The sequence below is a fragment of the Profundibacter sp. genome, assembly GCF_056498605.1.
The window spans coordinates 1-13,879 of sequence record NZ_JBSMEZ010000165.1; the positions used below are offsets into that span (position 1 = coordinate 1).

Genomic DNA, 13,879 nt, shown 5'->3' on the forward strand with positions numbered 1-13,879 from the left:
TCAGATCTTCGCTGGTCAGATCGGGATTTTCGATCAGTGCCAGCGTGGCCTCGATCACCTCGCCCAGATTGTGCGGCGGGATGTTGGTGGCCATGCCGACCGCAATGCCGCCAGCCCCGTTGACCAGCATATTGGGGTAACGGGCGGGCAGAACGGACGGCTCTTTGTCCTTGCCGTCATAGTTGTCCTGAAAATCGACGGTGTCCTTGTCCAGATCAGCGGTCAGAAAGGCGGCTGGTTTGTCCAGCCGGACCTCGGTATAGCGCATGGCGGCGGCGTTATCGCCATCCATCGAGCCAAAGTTGCCCTGACCGTCCAGAAGCGGCAGCGACATCGAGAAATCCTGGGCCATGCGCACCAGCGCGTCATAGATCGCGCTGTCGCCGTGCGGGTGGTATTTACCCATCACATCGCCAACGGCACGGGCCGATTTGCGGTAGGATTTATCGTGGGTATTGCCGCCCTCGAACATGGCATAAAGGATGCGCCGGTGCACCGGTTTCAGCCCGTCACGAAGGTCGGGAATCGCTCGCGAAACGATCACGCTCATGGCATAGTCGAGATAGGATGTTTTCATCTCGCCTGTGATCGAGATCGAAGGACCGTCATACACATATGATGGATTCGGATTTTCTTCTTCGTTGTCGGGTGTTTCCGGAGTGTCGTTCACGTAAATTTCCGCCTGTTCGCTGTGCGCTATATAGTGTTGTAGCCACTATACAGGATGGCGCATGTTGTGTGCAATGGTTGAGGTTGGGAAATGATGCTTGAGATAGCTTGCACAGCCTTCAAAAAACGGATCTTTTGGGATGATGAACGAGTTTGAAACTGAGGGTCGAATGTGGTTTCACCAAATACTGTCCGATGGCGAAGTGAGCAATCTGATTGAAACCTGCGAAATGGGTGACAATGTCGGCCTTAGGATTGCAGCGGGCGGCGGGGTTGGTGTAGTGCTGAATGGATTGAAAAACTGAACGAGGCATTGAGCGACATATCTTTTGCGGCGCGTCCCGTGCGGGTCGTGGCATTCAACAAAACGGCGTCTGGGAACTGGAGTGTGCCATGGCATCAGGATCGCGTGATTGCTGTTGGTGAAAAGCACGAAGTTTCTGGATATGGGAACTGGTCGTGCAAGGCAGGGGATGGCACTGAGAGCCACCCGTTAGCGTTCTTGAAGAGGTGCTTTTTGTGAGGCTTCATCTGGATGATCAGGATGATACGAACGGTGCGATGGAGATCGCATTGAGGAGCCATAAGGCGGGTGTGTTATCCGCAAGTGAGATCAAAGATACGGTAGGCGGCTACCGCACCGGGGTTTGCTGCGCGGCTCGTGGTGATGTGTTGGTCTTGAAAATGCTCTTACTGCATCGTTCACGACCATCTTTGTCGCAATCACCTCGTCGAACCCTAAGAGTGGATTATGCTGCCGGAGCCCTACCAACGCCATTGCAGTGGGCGTGAATTTTACCCTTTTCGTCACTCCTTGGCCCGCTGCACCATCCCGAACAGATCGCGCGGATCATCTGGGTCGGCGACCATGTCCAGGTCCTGATAGAAATTCCCATCCTCCAGCTGGTCATGCACATAGCGCAGGGCACTGAAATCCTCGGTGGCAAAGCCAACCCCGTCAAACAGGGTGATTTGGGCCGCAGAGGTGCGCCCCGTAGCGGTGCCGTTGATCACCTGCCACATCTCGGTCACCGGATGATCCGGCTCTAATTGTTGTATCTCGCCCTCAATGCGGGTTTGTTCCGGATATTCAACGAAGATGTCACTGCGCAGCAGGATATTGCGGTGCAGTTCGGTCTTGCCGGGGCAGTCGCCGCCGATGGCGTTGATATGTACACCCGCGCCAACCATGTTGTCGGTCAGGATGGTGGCGTATTGTTTATCGGCGGTGCAGGTGGTGATGATTTGCGCGCCTTCAATCGCCTGTTCGGGGGTTTTGCAGGCGGTCAGGTTCATCCCCATGCCTTCAAGGTTTTTCATGCACTTGGCCGTTGCAGCAGGGTCGATATCGTATAAGCGCACATCCGTGATGCCGCAGATGGTTTTCATTGCCAGCGCCTGAAATTCGCTTTGGGCACCATTGCCAATCATCGCCAGTGTAGTTGCGCCTTTGGGGGCGAGGTGACGCGCCACCATTGCTGACGTCGCGGCGGTGCGCAGGGCGGTCAGGATGGTCATTTCTGAGAGCAGCACGGGGTATCCGCTGGCCACATCGGCTAAAAGACCAAAAGCTGTAACGGTTTGCAGGCCTTTCTTCATGTTGGCAGGGTGGCCATTGACGTATTTGAAGCCGTAAACCTCGCCATCCGAGGTCGGCATCAATTCGATCACACCCTCAGTCGAATGGGACGCCACACGCGGGACCTTGTCGAACAACTCCCAACGGCGGAAATCTTCCTCTATATAATCGGCCAGATCTGACAAAACCCGTTCAATACCAATATGATGCACAATCTTCATCATGTTGTCGACGGATACAAACGGCACATAGGCCAGATCGGATGGGGCGGGAATGGTCATATCAGTAACTCCGTGTGGGGCGGTCAAATACGCGGCGGCCCATTAGCGATGCGGTCAGGTCGACCATCAGGGTAGCGGTGCGCCCGCGGTCATCCAGAAACGGGTTCAGCTCGACCAGATCGAGCGAGGTGACAAGGCCGCTGTCATGCAGCATTTCCATCACCAGATGCGCCTCGCGGAAGGTCGCTCCTCCGGGCACGGTGGTGCCGACGGCAGGGGCAATCGAGGGGTCGAGGAAATCAACGTCGAGCGATACATGCAGCAGGCCGTTGGCGCGGGCGACATCGTCTAAAAACGCCTCGAGCGGGCGTTTGATGCCGCCCTCATCGATCGCGCGCATTTCCACCACGCGGATGTTATTGTCGAGCAATGCGGCGTGTTCTGCTGTATCAACCGAGCGGATGCCGATCAGGCAGATGTTGTTCATCGGCACTGTGGCGGGCAGGGGCGGAAAGGCGTCAAAACCGTCCAGCCCGCTGACATAGCCCAAGGGCGTGCCGTGCAGGTTGCCCGATGCTGTGGTTTCGGGCGTGTGAAAATCGCTGTGCGCGTCCAGCCACAGCACGTATTGCGGGCGTTTCACCTTAGCGGCATAGGCAGCAACACCCGCGACAGAGCCAAGCGACAGCGCATGATCGCCGCCCAGAAAGATCGGAAAGCCCTGCGCCATCGCGTCCTTGGCGGCCGCCATCAGGGTTTTGGTCCAGCCCACGGTTTTGGCCAATTCAAAAGTGTTGCTGTTGGGGTCGTCCTTGATGGTGGTCTTGGCGGGGGCCAGATTGCCAAGGTCGCGTACCGTGTGCCCCAGCCCCGTTATTGCCTCGGCCAGACCAGCGGTGCGCAAGGCATCCGGCCCCATAAGGCAGCCGCGCCGACGCTTGCCGCTGTCCACGGGCGCCCCGATCAAAAGGGTGTCTTTATCTTCCATATCTAACCTGCTCGCTTGTTCCAATTTCAATAATTTACGCAAATCGGGTTGGTGTGTAGCAGTCAAATAGGCTATATCGGTTGCATAATAAGCAAACCGAAGGCGAAAAGTTCCGTTATGGATGAAATTGACAAAACCCTGATCGCCGTCTTGCGCCGCGATTCCCGTGCGCCGCTTTCCAGTCTTGCTGTTGAACTGGGCCTGTCGCGCACCACCGTGCGCAGCCGGATTGAACGCCTGACCAAACGCGGTGAGATTCTTGGGTTCACGGTGCGTCTGAAAAGCGACATCGCACAGGCCCCTGTGCGCGGGTTGATGATGCTGGGGATCGAGGGGCGCGGCGCGGAAAAAATCATGCACCGCCTGCACGGGATTTCTGCGGTTCAGGTGGTGCATTCGACCAACGGCAAATGGGATCTGATTGCTGAAATTGGCACTGACACGCTCGAGGCGCTGGACAAGGTGCTGTTTGATATCCGGCGCATTGACGGGGTGATGCGCAGCGAAACCAATCTGCTGTTGTCGACGCGGAGTTAGGCGGTCAGCCTTGACAGTCTCCATTAATGGAGTATATGTATCTTCTACATAGGAGTTACTTGGATGGCCTTATCGCTTGTCGCCCCACAAACTAAATATACCGCGTCGCCGCTGATCGACCTGTCAGATAGGGCCGAACGCGAACGGTTGAGTGATAGCGCGGTGCGGGCCTTTTTCAATATCATGGAAAAATGGCGTATTCCCGATACCAAGGCGCGCATCTTGCTGGGAGGCATATCGAACGGGGCGTTCTATACGCTGAAAAAGGGGCAAGGTGCGCTGCTGGACGAGGACCGGATCAGGCGGATTTCCTATCTGGTGGGCATCTTCAAGGCGCTGAACATCCTTTATAGTGAAGAACTGGCCGACAAATGGATCACGCTGCCCAACAAGAACCGGATATTCGGTGGCGATGCCGCTCTTGATTACCTGTTGCGCGGCGGGTTGCCCGCGTTTCAAACTGTACGCAGATTGCTGGATGCACGGCGCGGCGGGCGATGAGCCTGCCGCCGCTAACCGCCATTCGCCAGCTGGACACACACCATTTGGTGCCCTCAAAGTACAGCGAGTGCGGCGATAGCGTTTTGGCACGGATTGCCGATGATGACGCGCATCTGGCGGAAATTTTCAATCTGGACCATGCCGACAATGACCGCTTGCAGGCGGAAAACAACCTGCTGTCGGGGATCGGGGTAAATGAACTGGTATCGGGCGTGCCATTCTACCGGATGATCAACGCCGCCTTTTGCCACGCCGCCCCATTGGGCGCGCGGTTCAACGGGCCGGATCGCGGCGCGTGGTATGCGGGGTTTACCGTTAAGGTCTCGCAGGCCGAAGTGGCGTTTCACAAGTCGGTGGAACTGGCCGAGGTAAACTGGTGGCAGGAAAGCGTGACCTATGATGATTATCTGGCGGATTTCGGCGGCGAATTCCACGATATCCGCGGGGTAGCGGCGTTTGCGGATTGTCTGGATGCTGACAGTTACGTGGCCTCGCAAACCTTGGGGGAGCAGTTGTTGGCGGACGGGGGGGCGGGGGTGTTGTATCCGTCTGTGCGGGCTAAATCAGGGGGTTGCATTTCTTGTTTTAGGCCCGCGATGGTGGGGAATGTGCGCAAAGGGGCGACCTATCAGTTCACTTGGGAGGGGGCCAACACGCCAAGGATCGAGATGGAATAGCTCGCCTTTTATATGGGGCGGGTAATGTGAATTAACAGTTCCGCTATTCCGGAATAGTGGATATGTATTCAGCTCTATTTCAATGGCTTACCAAGGAATGGCGCAGATCTTTTATGCATATTGATCGTGTATTTTGCCGAAATAAAAGGGACGCGTTTCCTCGCTAAAACCTATGAGCTACGTTTGATCGCCATCAGCCAGACCAGCGCAAACACCAGCGAGCCAAGCGCATTCCATGTCGCCATCGAAAGCGTAAACATTTCCCACGGCACGACGTCACAGCGGACCAACGGGGCGGCCATGATCTGTTCCAGAAGGTCAGCACTGGACATGCCGGAGGTGCCCGATGAGGTGCAAGAGGTCGGGCCTTGCCACCATTGGCGTTCCACCCCTGTATGGTAGAACCCGATGGCTGATGTGGTGGCAGCCCCCAGCATCCCGATCATTGGCCACAGCTTGCCGCGCATCATCAGCGCCAGAATGCCGGCAACAATCGCCACACCATGAGGCCAGCGTTGCCACAGGCACAATTTGCAGGGCGGCATGTTGCCGATATATTGAAAGGCAAAAGCCCCCAAGAGAGACAAAAGCGAGCCGCAAGCGGCGATCAGGATAAGTTGTTTGCGTGTCATATGTATTTCACCAGATAGAAGCCGCCCAGTAGCAGGACCATGAATAGCGTGAACATAAGGCCCAAACGCCGCTCGATAAAGTCACGAATTGGTGCGCCGAATTTCCACAGCAGGACGGCGACGATATAAAACCGCAAGCCCCGCGCGATGATCGACGATATGATGAACACCCACAGGTTCAAACCGGTCCAGCCCGACATGATGGTGATCACCTTGAACGGGAACGGGGTGACGCCGGCGATTAGCACCGCCCATGCGCCCCATTCCTGAAAACGCTGGTTGAACTGTTCGGCCGCGTCCGCCTTGCCGTAGAAATCCAGCAGCGGCTGACCGACCACATCAAACAGGCCAGCACCAATATAATAGCCCAGCAATGCCCCCGTAACAGAGGCGGCAAGCGCCACGCCCGCGATCAGAAACGCACGGGAAGGTCGCGCCAGGATCATCGGGATCATGATGATATCCGGCGGAATCGGAAATACCGAACTTTCCAGAAAGGACACAAACGCCAGCGCCCACAGCGCGTTGGGGCTGTTGGCAAGGGCCAGAGTCCAGTTGTAAAGTCGCCTGATCATTGTTTTTTCTGCTCGCTTTTTTTCCTGTTGCAACATGCGCAGGCCGTAAGGTCAAGCATATCCGGTATTGCAGGGCGGTAAGGATGCGTTATTCTATATGCAACAACTGTAGGAGTGCGTGATGAAGTGGCAGGGTCGTCGGGGTAGCCGGAATATCGAGGATCGTCGTCGGATGACGGCTAGGAAAACTGCAGGTATTGGCGGCATCGGGGCGCTGGTGATCGTGGTGATCGGCGCATTGATGGGCGTGGATGTTAACAGTTTGCTGGGCAGCACTGGCGCGGGTGGCGCAACCCAGTCCAGTGGTGGCACCTTAACCCAAGCCGACAAACAAGCAGGCGAATTCGTTTCTGTCGTGCTGGCCGATACCGAAGAAATCTGGTCCGAAATTTTCCGCACTCAAATGGACGAGGCCTATCAGCCGGTCAAACTGGTGCTGTTCAAGGGTGCGACCCAATCCGCCTGTGGCGGGGCCAATGGCGCGACGGGGCCGTTTTATTGTCCCGGGGATAAAAAAGTATATCTCGACACTGAATTTTTCACCACGATGAGCCGCCAAATGGGCGCCAAGGGTGATTTTGCAGCTGCCTATGTTGTTGCGCACGAGGTTGCGCACCATGTGCAGGACGAGTTGGGCATTCTGGGGCAGGCCAACACCTTGCGTCGTCAGCTTAGCACCGCTGACAGCAATGGTATTTCAGTGCGGGTAGAATTGCAGGCCGATTGTTATTCCGGCATCTGGGCACGTTATGCCAAGGAACGGTTTGGCACGGTGGAACGGGGCGATGTTGCCGAGGCGATGAATGCGGCCAAGCAGATTGGCGATGATACTTTGCAGCGCAATGCAGGGCGCAGGCCCATGCCGCATACCTTTACCCATGGCACGTCCGAGCAACGACAGCGCTGGTTTGCGACGGGGTACGAGAGTGCTGATGTCGGGTCTTGCGATACCTTCGGGACGGATAATCTGTGATAAACCCAAAATATTGCTGGTAAAACCGACCGCGCGGTTGGATATTCTCTGTAAGGCGCAGTTGATCTAGATCATTGCAGTTGCAACGAATCGGAAAATCTGCGCCAATATCGAACGATTAAGAATCGTGAACAGGGAGAACTACAGATGAAATTCACACTTAAATCCGCGTTAATCGGGGCGATGGCCCTTGGGCTGACCACCGGGGCAGCGATGTCACAAGAAGTGACGTTGCGCTTTCAACACTTTATTTCACCAAAAGGGTCGGTGCCTAAATCCTTTATGGTACCGTGGGCCGAAAAGATTGAGGCCGAATCCGGTGGCCGCATCAAGATCGAAATCTATCCAGCCATGCAGCTGGGCGGCAAACCACCAGCGCTGTATGACCAGATCCGCGACGGGGTGATTGATGGCGGTTGGGCCATTCCGGCCTACACGCCTGGCCGTTTTCCCGAAGCAGAAGCGTTCGAACTGCCGTTCATGACGTCAATGTCTGCCGAAGCATCAAGCATGGCAGCGTGGGATTTCACTGAAAAATACATGGGCGAGCGGTTTTCTGACGTCCAACTGCTGGCGGTTCACGTGCACGGCCCCGGTGTGATCCACAAAAAAGGCGATCCTATTACAACAATTGCCGATTTTAACGGCCTTAAACTGCGCGGGCCATCGCGCCAGGCCAACAAGCTGCTGGAGGCTGTGGGTGCGACCCCCGTCGGCATGCCGGTTCCGGCATTCCCCGAAGCCCTTAGCAAAGGCATCGTTGATGGCGGTGTAATCCCGTGGGAGATCGTTCCACCACTGAAGGTGCATGAACTGGCCGATAGCCACACCCAGATCGGTGGGGACCGCGCACTATATAACACCTATTTCATCTGGGCGATGAACAAGGACAGCTATAACGCGCTGCCTGATGACCTAAAAGCGATCATTGACGCCAATTCCGGAGTCGAGGCATCCGGCTGGGCCGGTCGTGCGATGGACTTGGGCGATGATGCCGGTGAAAAGGTTGTGCGTGATCGTGGCAATGTGATTGTAACGCTGGACGATGCTGTTGTGGGCGAATTGCGCACCATTGGCGATAAGCTGACACAGGACTGGATTGCCGAAGTCACCGAAAAAGGTCTGGACGGAGTAGCAATGGTTGCCGACGCACAGGCGCTTGTGGCGAAATATTCGGACAACTAGGTCCGGATAGTGAGAATGAATGAAGGCCAGACAAATACAGGTCTGGCCTTCTTCAATTCAGGGGCGGGATGATGAAACACGACAGGTTACTTACTGATTTATTGCACCGTCTCGACGAGACCCGCGATCAGATAGGCGATGCGTGGCCCTATCATGCCGATCCTGACACGGGCATTTGGCAAACCGTTGAAGATGGCGACTGGTGCGGTGGGCACTGGGTGGAATGCCTGCGGATCAAAGGGGTGCTGGAAGGCAGTCCCGATCTGATTGACGAGGCCCGCACGCGCACCGAAATGCTGCGCCCCAAGCTGGAAAAAGATGATCAGTTTCGCGGCCACAGATTTTATTACTCCGCCGCGCGGATGTATGCCCAAACCGGTGATCCCGCGATGCGCACGCTGGCGCTGGCGGCGGCCTATTCCATGCGCGCCATGGCGATCCCGCATAATGGTGCGATGCCAATCGGTCACGAGGTGCAGGTCAAAAGCACCACGCTTGCCTCGCGCCGGATCGTTGCAGTGGATAATGTGCATCCAAATATCCGGCTGGATTTCTGGGCGCTGGCGGAAACCGGTGACCAGGTGTTTGCCGAGGGGGCCAAACGTCATCTAGACATCACCATCCGCGATTTCGTCCGCAAAGATGGATCAACCATCGAATTTATCGAATACGCCGAAGATCGCGACGAAATCCTGCGCCACTTTACCTTGCTCGGGGTGGACCATGACAGTTGCTGGAGCCGTGGACAGGCTTGGGCTATCGCCGGATTCTTGCGCGGATGGCGCAGCTTTGGCGAGGAACGCTACCTAAAGGCCGCCCGCGCCACATTCGGCTATTGGCAAGAAAAATGCGGCGACGGGGTGCCGGTGTGGGATTTTGATGACCTGGACGGGCCTGTTGATACATCGGCCAGTGCAATTGTGATCGAGCAATTGGCGCGGATGAAGGTTGAAAACAATGATGCAGCAGCACAGGAATTCACCCGCCATCTGGACCCGATGATCGAGGGGTTGATGCCCTATATGCGGCCTCAAGGACGGCTGGTTGGCGGCTGTTTCAACCAACCGCGCGAATTTGCCAACAAAAGCGAGTTGATCTGGGGCACGGCATATCTATTGATGGCACTAAGCTATCTAAGCGAGGGGCGCGTCATTTGTTAAAGGAAAGACCATGACCGTATTGATCGCAGGGGCCGGAATTGCCGGTCTGACATTGGGGCTTAGTTTACAGCAAGTGGGTATCCCGTTTCATATCTATGAGACGGTCGAGGACATTCGCCCGCTCGGTGTCGGGATTAACCTGCAATCGCTGGCCACCCGCGAGCTGTTCGAACTGGGGCTTGAGGCCGAGTTGGACAAGGTGGGTTTGCGCACCGAAGAGGTCGGTTATTTCAACGCATACGGTCAGGAAATCTGGCGCGAGGCGCGGGGAATGTTGGCAGGCAATGCTTGGCCGCAATATTCGATCCATCGCGGGGGCCTGCAAATGGCGCTGCTTGAGGCGCTGTTGGAGCGGGCAGGTTCCGAGGTGCTGACCATGGGGGCGGCAGTTACAGATTGGCGTGAGCATGCGGATGGGGTTGAAATCACCTTACATAATCGCAAAACAGACCTGACCAGCACCGCCACAGGCACAGTTCTGATCGCGGCTGACGGGATCAATTCCGGCTTACGGGCCGGGTTTTACCCCGATGAGGGCCCCGCTGTTTGGGGCGGCACCATGATGTGGCGCGGGATTACCAAAGGGCCACGGTTTCTGACTGGCCGCAGTATGGCGATGGCGGGGGACAAGGATTGCAAATTCGTCTGCTACCCGATTGGTGATACCGAGGGTGGTGGCAGTCTGATAAACTGGATCGCGGACCTGACCCTGCCTGCGGATTACGACTGGTTATCCCAAGACTGGAACCGCGCCGGCCTACGCGCGGATTTTGCTGACCGCTTTGCCGATATGAAATTTGACTGGCTGGATATCCCCAAACTGATTGCCGATGCTTACGGCATATGGGAATTCCCGATGGTGGACCGTAACCCGCTGCCACAGTGGACGTTCGGATCGGTAACACTGCTGGGGGATGCCGCACATTCGATGTATCCGATTGGGTCAAACGGTGCCACCCAAGGCATTATTGACGCGCGTATTCTGGCGCGGGAATTGCGTGATTACGGGGTCGGGCTGGGGGCGCTAAAGGCTTATGATATAGCGCGACGCGAGGCGGTGAACGCGGTGGTGCTGGCCAATCGTGGCGATGGGCCGGACAAGGTGCTGGACATTGTGGCGGAACGCGCACCGAACGGGTTTGACGATATCGAGTCTGTGATGCCGCTTATGGAACGTCAGGCATTCGCGGATCGCTATAAAGCGATAACAGGTATGACGATTGACGAATTGAACAAACGCCCCGCTATTTTAGCGGTGTAGAGGTAGACAGGGCAGGGGATAGATATGGTATTGGCAAAAACGGCCGAACTGCGGGTGGGCAAGTGGCTGGAGAAAATCACAAGGGCGCTGGCCTATGGCGGTGGCTTTATACTGGCGCTGATTGCACTGGTGACGGTGGCGTCGATCATCGGGCGGTTCTTTTTGTTTGCCGGTCTTGGCCCGATCAAAGGCGACTATGAAATCGTCGAAATGGGCAGTGCTATTGCTATTTTCGCCTTCATGCCGTTTGCCCAGTTCAAACGCGCCCATGTGGTGGTCGATATTTTCACCATGCGCCTGTCGCAACGGTTCCAGACCTTTCTGGGCTTTGTCGGCGACAGCCTGATTGCGCTGGCCAGCGGTGTGCTGGTCTGGCGGTTCTGGCTGGGGCTGGGCGAGAAAATACCCTATGGTTCAGACGCGCTTCGCAGTGCGTTATCAATGGGATCCAAGCCGTTCTTTGCCGAAACTACTTATGAGCTGAGCGTGCCGATCTGGATCCCGTATTCACTGGCCTTTGTCGGGGCGGTTCTGTTTTTCATTGTTAGTGTGTTTACCATGTGGCGCAGCCTGAACTGGACCTTGGAAGGTCGGGAGTATCAACCATGACAGGACTAGAAATTGCTATCATCACCTTTGTTCTAATGCTGCTGGCGATATTCGTGCGGGTGCCGATTGCCATTGCAATGGGACTGGCCGGTTTTTTAGGCATGTGGGCGTTTTTGGGCAAAACCGCGCCCACTTTGGGCCTGCTCAAAACGCTGGGATATGACACATTTTCCAGCTACTCGCTGTCGATTGTGCCACTGTTTTTGCTGATGGGGCAGTTTGCCACCAAATCGGGGATGTCCGCAGCTTTATTCGAGGCGGCCTCGGATTGGTTGGGCCACCGCAAGGGCGGCATTGCCATGGCGGCTGTCGGCGGTTGTGCGGGGTTTGGCGCGGTGTGTGGATCATCGCTGGCGACGGCCAGCACGATGGGGCAGGTGGCCCTGCCCGAAATGCGCAAACGTGGCTATTCGGACGCGCTGTCGACCGGCGTGTTGGCGGCGGGGGGCACATTGGGCATTCTGATCCCGCCTTCGGTCATTCTGGTGATTTACGCCATGCTGGCGGAACAAAACATCGTTAAACTGTTTATGGCGGCGATGATTCCCGGCATTCTTGCCGCGCTTGGCTATATGCTGACGGTGGCAATCTACGTGCGTGTGCGCCCTGATTCTGCGGGCACCGCCCCGCGTGTACCTTATAAGAAGCGGTTCAAAACCCTTGTCAGGGTCTGGCCCGTGGTGGTCATATTCGGGTTGGTGATTGGCGGTATTGCGGGCGACTGGAACTGGGCACGACCCGGTATTCAGGCGCTGTTCTCGCCAACCGAAGGGGCTGCCGTGGGCGCAGTTGCCACCGGTCTCTACGGGGTTATGACCGGAGGCTTGAACTGGCGCGGCTTTATGGATTCGGTGCTTGCGGCGGCCAATGCGACCGCGATGATTTTCCTGATCATTCTGGGCGCACAGGTGTTCAATTCGTTCCTTGCCACCACCCAAGCCCCGCAGCAACTGGCCGAATGGATCCTTGGCCAAGGGTTCCGCCCCTACATGGTGTTGGCGATCATGCTGATCTTCTATCTGGTGTTTGGCTGTATCATGGACAGCCTGTCGATGATCCTGCTGACAATCCCGATTTTCCTCCCCATCATCGAGGTGCTGGATTTCGGCATGAACGCTGAGGACACCGCGATCTGGTTCGGTATCCTTGCGCTGATCGTGGTCGAGGTCGGATTGATCACCCCGCCGGTGGGGATGAACCTGTTTATCATCAATTCGATGGCCAAGGACATTCCGATGATCAAAACCTATCAGGGGGTGTTTCCCTTTGTATTGTCCGATCTGGTGCGGGTTGTCGTGCTGGTGGTGTTCCCGGGGATCACCCTGTGGCTGGTCGGGGTGATGTTTTAGCGTCGCGGAGCGATTTTCCTATGGACGTGCCAACACGCTAACGGTAGGAAGCATTTCAAGTGATTTGCGTAAACAAGAATCGTAATTCACCCCAAGTGTGGGCGAATTGCGATACTCTAATCTACTGTAAACGCAAAGCACTGTAGTGGCCCGAGTGGCGGAATGGTAGACGCAGGGGATTCAAAATCCCCCGATGGTAACATTGTGCGAGTTCGAGTCTCGCCTCGGGCACCACTAACCCAAGAAACATGAAATCCCTGTCCCGTTTGGGGCATTGGAGCGGCATGATCAGTGCGTTGATTGCGTGCAGCTGGTGTTCTGTTTTTACACGCCCCCAGAGCTTTCGCTTGATCATGGTGAATGTGATGATAGGATCAACTTTAGAGGGATTATGTTGGGTGTATTTTTGCTGGTTGCTGGGGTAAATCATTTTATAGAGATGTTGAGAGCTGCGTCACGGGGCGCGGTGGATGAGTGTGGCGGGGTGCCCCGCGCCACAAACGCGGAGTTTGGTAATTACAAAGTGATGATGGCGAATGTCGATGCCTCCACCACGTCCCACACGCTGGCCGAGCATATTGGGCTTGGACACAATGGTTCTAACGCGACCGCAAACGAAAGGCTGATGTGATGGAAAGCATAAAGAAACGCGGGCTTTGGTTTTGGTTGGTGATTTTCGCTGCGGGCTTTGTAGGGCTGTCTGTCGCTGAAGCCGTGGTGCTGAAAAAGGTCAGGGCAGAGGTGTTAGCGGATGAGGGGCTTTTTACACAATATGTAGCGCATCTGGATGCACCGATTGTTAAGGATGGATACAATCCTAACATGCATTGCAAACGATATCGGGTTTGGGGGTTATGGCATTATAAGATTTGCTTAAATATGATTACCTTTGAAGGGGAGCGTAGAAGTCCGATCGATGGATCATTGATTTTGGGGAAATGTAAGTCTCCGTTTTTCTATGTA

At 55.9% G+C, this 13,879-nt stretch carries 18 protein-coding genes and 1 tRNA gene; 14 read left to right on the plus strand and 5 right to left on the minus strand.

All coding sequences use genetic code 11. The features are described 5' to 3' along the window. Nucleotides 1–670: DNA gyrase subunit A (locus tag ACWB12_RS16595; protein ID WP_479531214.1), on the minus strand; the 670-nt coding region annotated here is incomplete at its 3' end. Nucleotides 671–809: 139 nt separating this feature from the next. Between ACWB12_RS16595 and ACWB12_RS16600 the strand changes: the two genes are divergently transcribed. Both ACWB12_RS16600 and ACWB12_RS16605 read left to right on the plus strand, forming a co-directional pair. Further along, nucleotides 810–974, plus strand: coding sequence for a hypothetical protein (locus tag ACWB12_RS16600; protein WP_479531215.1), 165 nt, complete (start codon nt 810–812; stop codon nt 972–974). A gap of 205 nt (nt 975–1,179) precedes the next feature. Next, complete coding sequence (locus tag ACWB12_RS16605) at nt 1,180–1,461, plus strand: phytanoyl-CoA dioxygenase family protein (protein ID WP_479531216.1); 282 nt, start codon at nt 1,180–1,182, stop codon at nt 1,459–1,461. A gap of 15 nt (nt 1,462–1,476) precedes the next feature. Here the strand turns inward: ACWB12_RS16605 and ACWB12_RS16610 are convergent, their stop codons facing one another. Both ACWB12_RS16610 and rocF read right to left on the minus strand, forming a co-directional pair. Further along, entirely contained in the window at nt 1,477–2,529 is a 1,053-nt protein-coding gene (locus tag ACWB12_RS16610) for an ornithine cyclodeaminase (RefSeq protein ID WP_479531217.1), read from the minus strand. Between the two features lies 1 nt (nt 2,530). Then, complete coding sequence (rocF, locus tag ACWB12_RS16615) at nt 2,531–3,457, minus strand: arginase (RefSeq protein ID WP_479531218.1); 927 nt, start codon at nt 3,455–3,457, stop codon at nt 2,531–2,533. 117 nt (nt 3,458–3,574) lie between these two features. Between rocF and ACWB12_RS16620 the strand changes: the two genes are divergently transcribed. The 3 genes from ACWB12_RS16620 (at nt 3,575) to ACWB12_RS16630 (ending at nt 5,172) form a co-directional block, all read left to right on the plus strand. Continuing rightward, on the plus strand, nt 3,575–3,994 hold the full coding sequence (locus ACWB12_RS16620; RefSeq protein WP_479531219.1) for an Lrp/AsnC family transcriptional regulator: 420 nt from the start codon (nt 3,575–3,577) through the stop codon (nt 3,992–3,994). 63 nt (nt 3,995–4,057) lie between these two features. Beyond that, on the plus strand, nt 4,058–4,495 hold the full coding sequence (locus tag ACWB12_RS16625; protein ID WP_479531220.1) for an antitoxin Xre/MbcA/ParS toxin-binding domain-containing protein: 438 nt from the start codon (nt 4,058–4,060) through the stop codon (nt 4,493–4,495). Further along, on the plus strand, nt 4,492–5,172 hold the full coding sequence (locus ACWB12_RS16630) for an RES family NAD+ phosphorylase (RefSeq protein WP_479531221.1): 681 nt from the start codon (nt 4,492–4,494) through the stop codon (nt 5,170–5,172). The genes ACWB12_RS16625 and ACWB12_RS16630 overlap by 4 nt, the downstream gene beginning before the upstream one ends. Before the next feature lie 170 nt (nt 5,173–5,342). Here the strand turns inward: ACWB12_RS16630 and ACWB12_RS16635 are convergent, their stop codons facing one another. Together ACWB12_RS16635 and ACWB12_RS16640 are read right to left on the minus strand one after the other, a co-directional pair. Next, the gene (locus ACWB12_RS16635; RefSeq protein ID WP_479531222.1) at nt 5,343–5,804 is read right to left on the minus strand and encodes a disulfide bond formation protein B; all 462 of its coding nucleotides are present in this window, start codon (nt 5,802–5,804) and stop codon (nt 5,343–5,345) included. After that, entirely contained in the window at nt 5,801–6,379 is a 579-nt protein-coding gene (locus tag ACWB12_RS16640) for a YqaA family protein (RefSeq protein ID WP_479531223.1), read from the minus strand. Before ACWB12_RS16640 ends, ACWB12_RS16635 begins: the two co-directional genes overlap by 4 nt. Nucleotides 6,380–6,500: 121 nt before the next feature. Between ACWB12_RS16640 and ypfJ the strand changes: the two genes are divergently transcribed. The 9 genes from ypfJ to ACWB12_RS16685 all read left to right on the plus strand — a co-directional run. Further along, nucleotides 6,501–7,352, plus strand: a complete 852-nt coding sequence (gene ypfJ / locus ACWB12_RS16645) for a KPN_02809 family neutral zinc metallopeptidase (RefSeq protein WP_479531224.1) — start codon at nt 6,501–6,503, stop codon at nt 7,350–7,352. A 147-nt stretch (nt 7,353–7,499) separates the two neighbouring features. Continuing rightward, nucleotides 7,500–8,537 (plus strand): TRAP transporter substrate-binding protein, encoded by a 1,038-nt coding sequence (locus ACWB12_RS16650; protein WP_479531225.1) that lies wholly within the window; start codon nt 7,500–7,502, stop codon nt 8,535–8,537. A 71-nt stretch (nt 8,538–8,608) separates the two neighbouring features. Then, nucleotides 8,609–9,697: a hypothetical protein gene (locus ACWB12_RS16655; protein ID WP_479531226.1), complete on the plus strand. Its 1,089-nt coding sequence runs from the start codon at nt 8,609–8,611 to the stop codon at nt 9,695–9,697. 10 nt (nt 9,698–9,707) lie between these two features. Beyond that, nucleotides 9,708–10,958: a flavin-dependent oxidoreductase gene (locus ACWB12_RS16660; RefSeq protein ID WP_479531227.1), complete on the plus strand. Its 1,251-nt coding sequence runs from the start codon at nt 9,708–9,710 to the stop codon at nt 10,956–10,958. 24 nt (nt 10,959–10,982) lie between these two features. Beyond that, the gene (locus tag ACWB12_RS16665) at nt 10,983–11,567 is read left to right on the plus strand and encodes a TRAP transporter small permease (protein ID WP_479531228.1); all 585 of its coding nucleotides are present in this window, start codon (nt 10,983–10,985) and stop codon (nt 11,565–11,567) included. Then, on the plus strand, nt 11,564–12,916 hold the full coding sequence (locus ACWB12_RS16670; protein WP_479531229.1) for a TRAP transporter large permease: 1,353 nt from the start codon (nt 11,564–11,566) through the stop codon (nt 12,914–12,916). The genes ACWB12_RS16665 and ACWB12_RS16670 overlap by 4 nt, the downstream gene beginning before the upstream one ends. A 148-nt stretch (nt 12,917–13,064) precedes the next feature. Further along, nucleotides 13,065–13,150: transfer RNA gene (locus tag ACWB12_RS16675), tRNA-Leu, on the plus strand. A gap of 157 nt (nt 13,151–13,307) precedes the next feature. Beyond that, nucleotides 13,308–13,547: a hypothetical protein gene (locus ACWB12_RS16680; protein ID WP_479531230.1), complete on the plus strand. Its 240-nt coding sequence runs from the start codon at nt 13,308–13,310 to the stop codon at nt 13,545–13,547. Then, the coding region (locus ACWB12_RS16685; RefSeq protein WP_479531231.1) for a hypothetical protein at nt 13,547–13,879 on the plus strand (333 nt) is incomplete at its 3' end. The genes ACWB12_RS16680 and ACWB12_RS16685, both read left to right, overlap by 1 nt.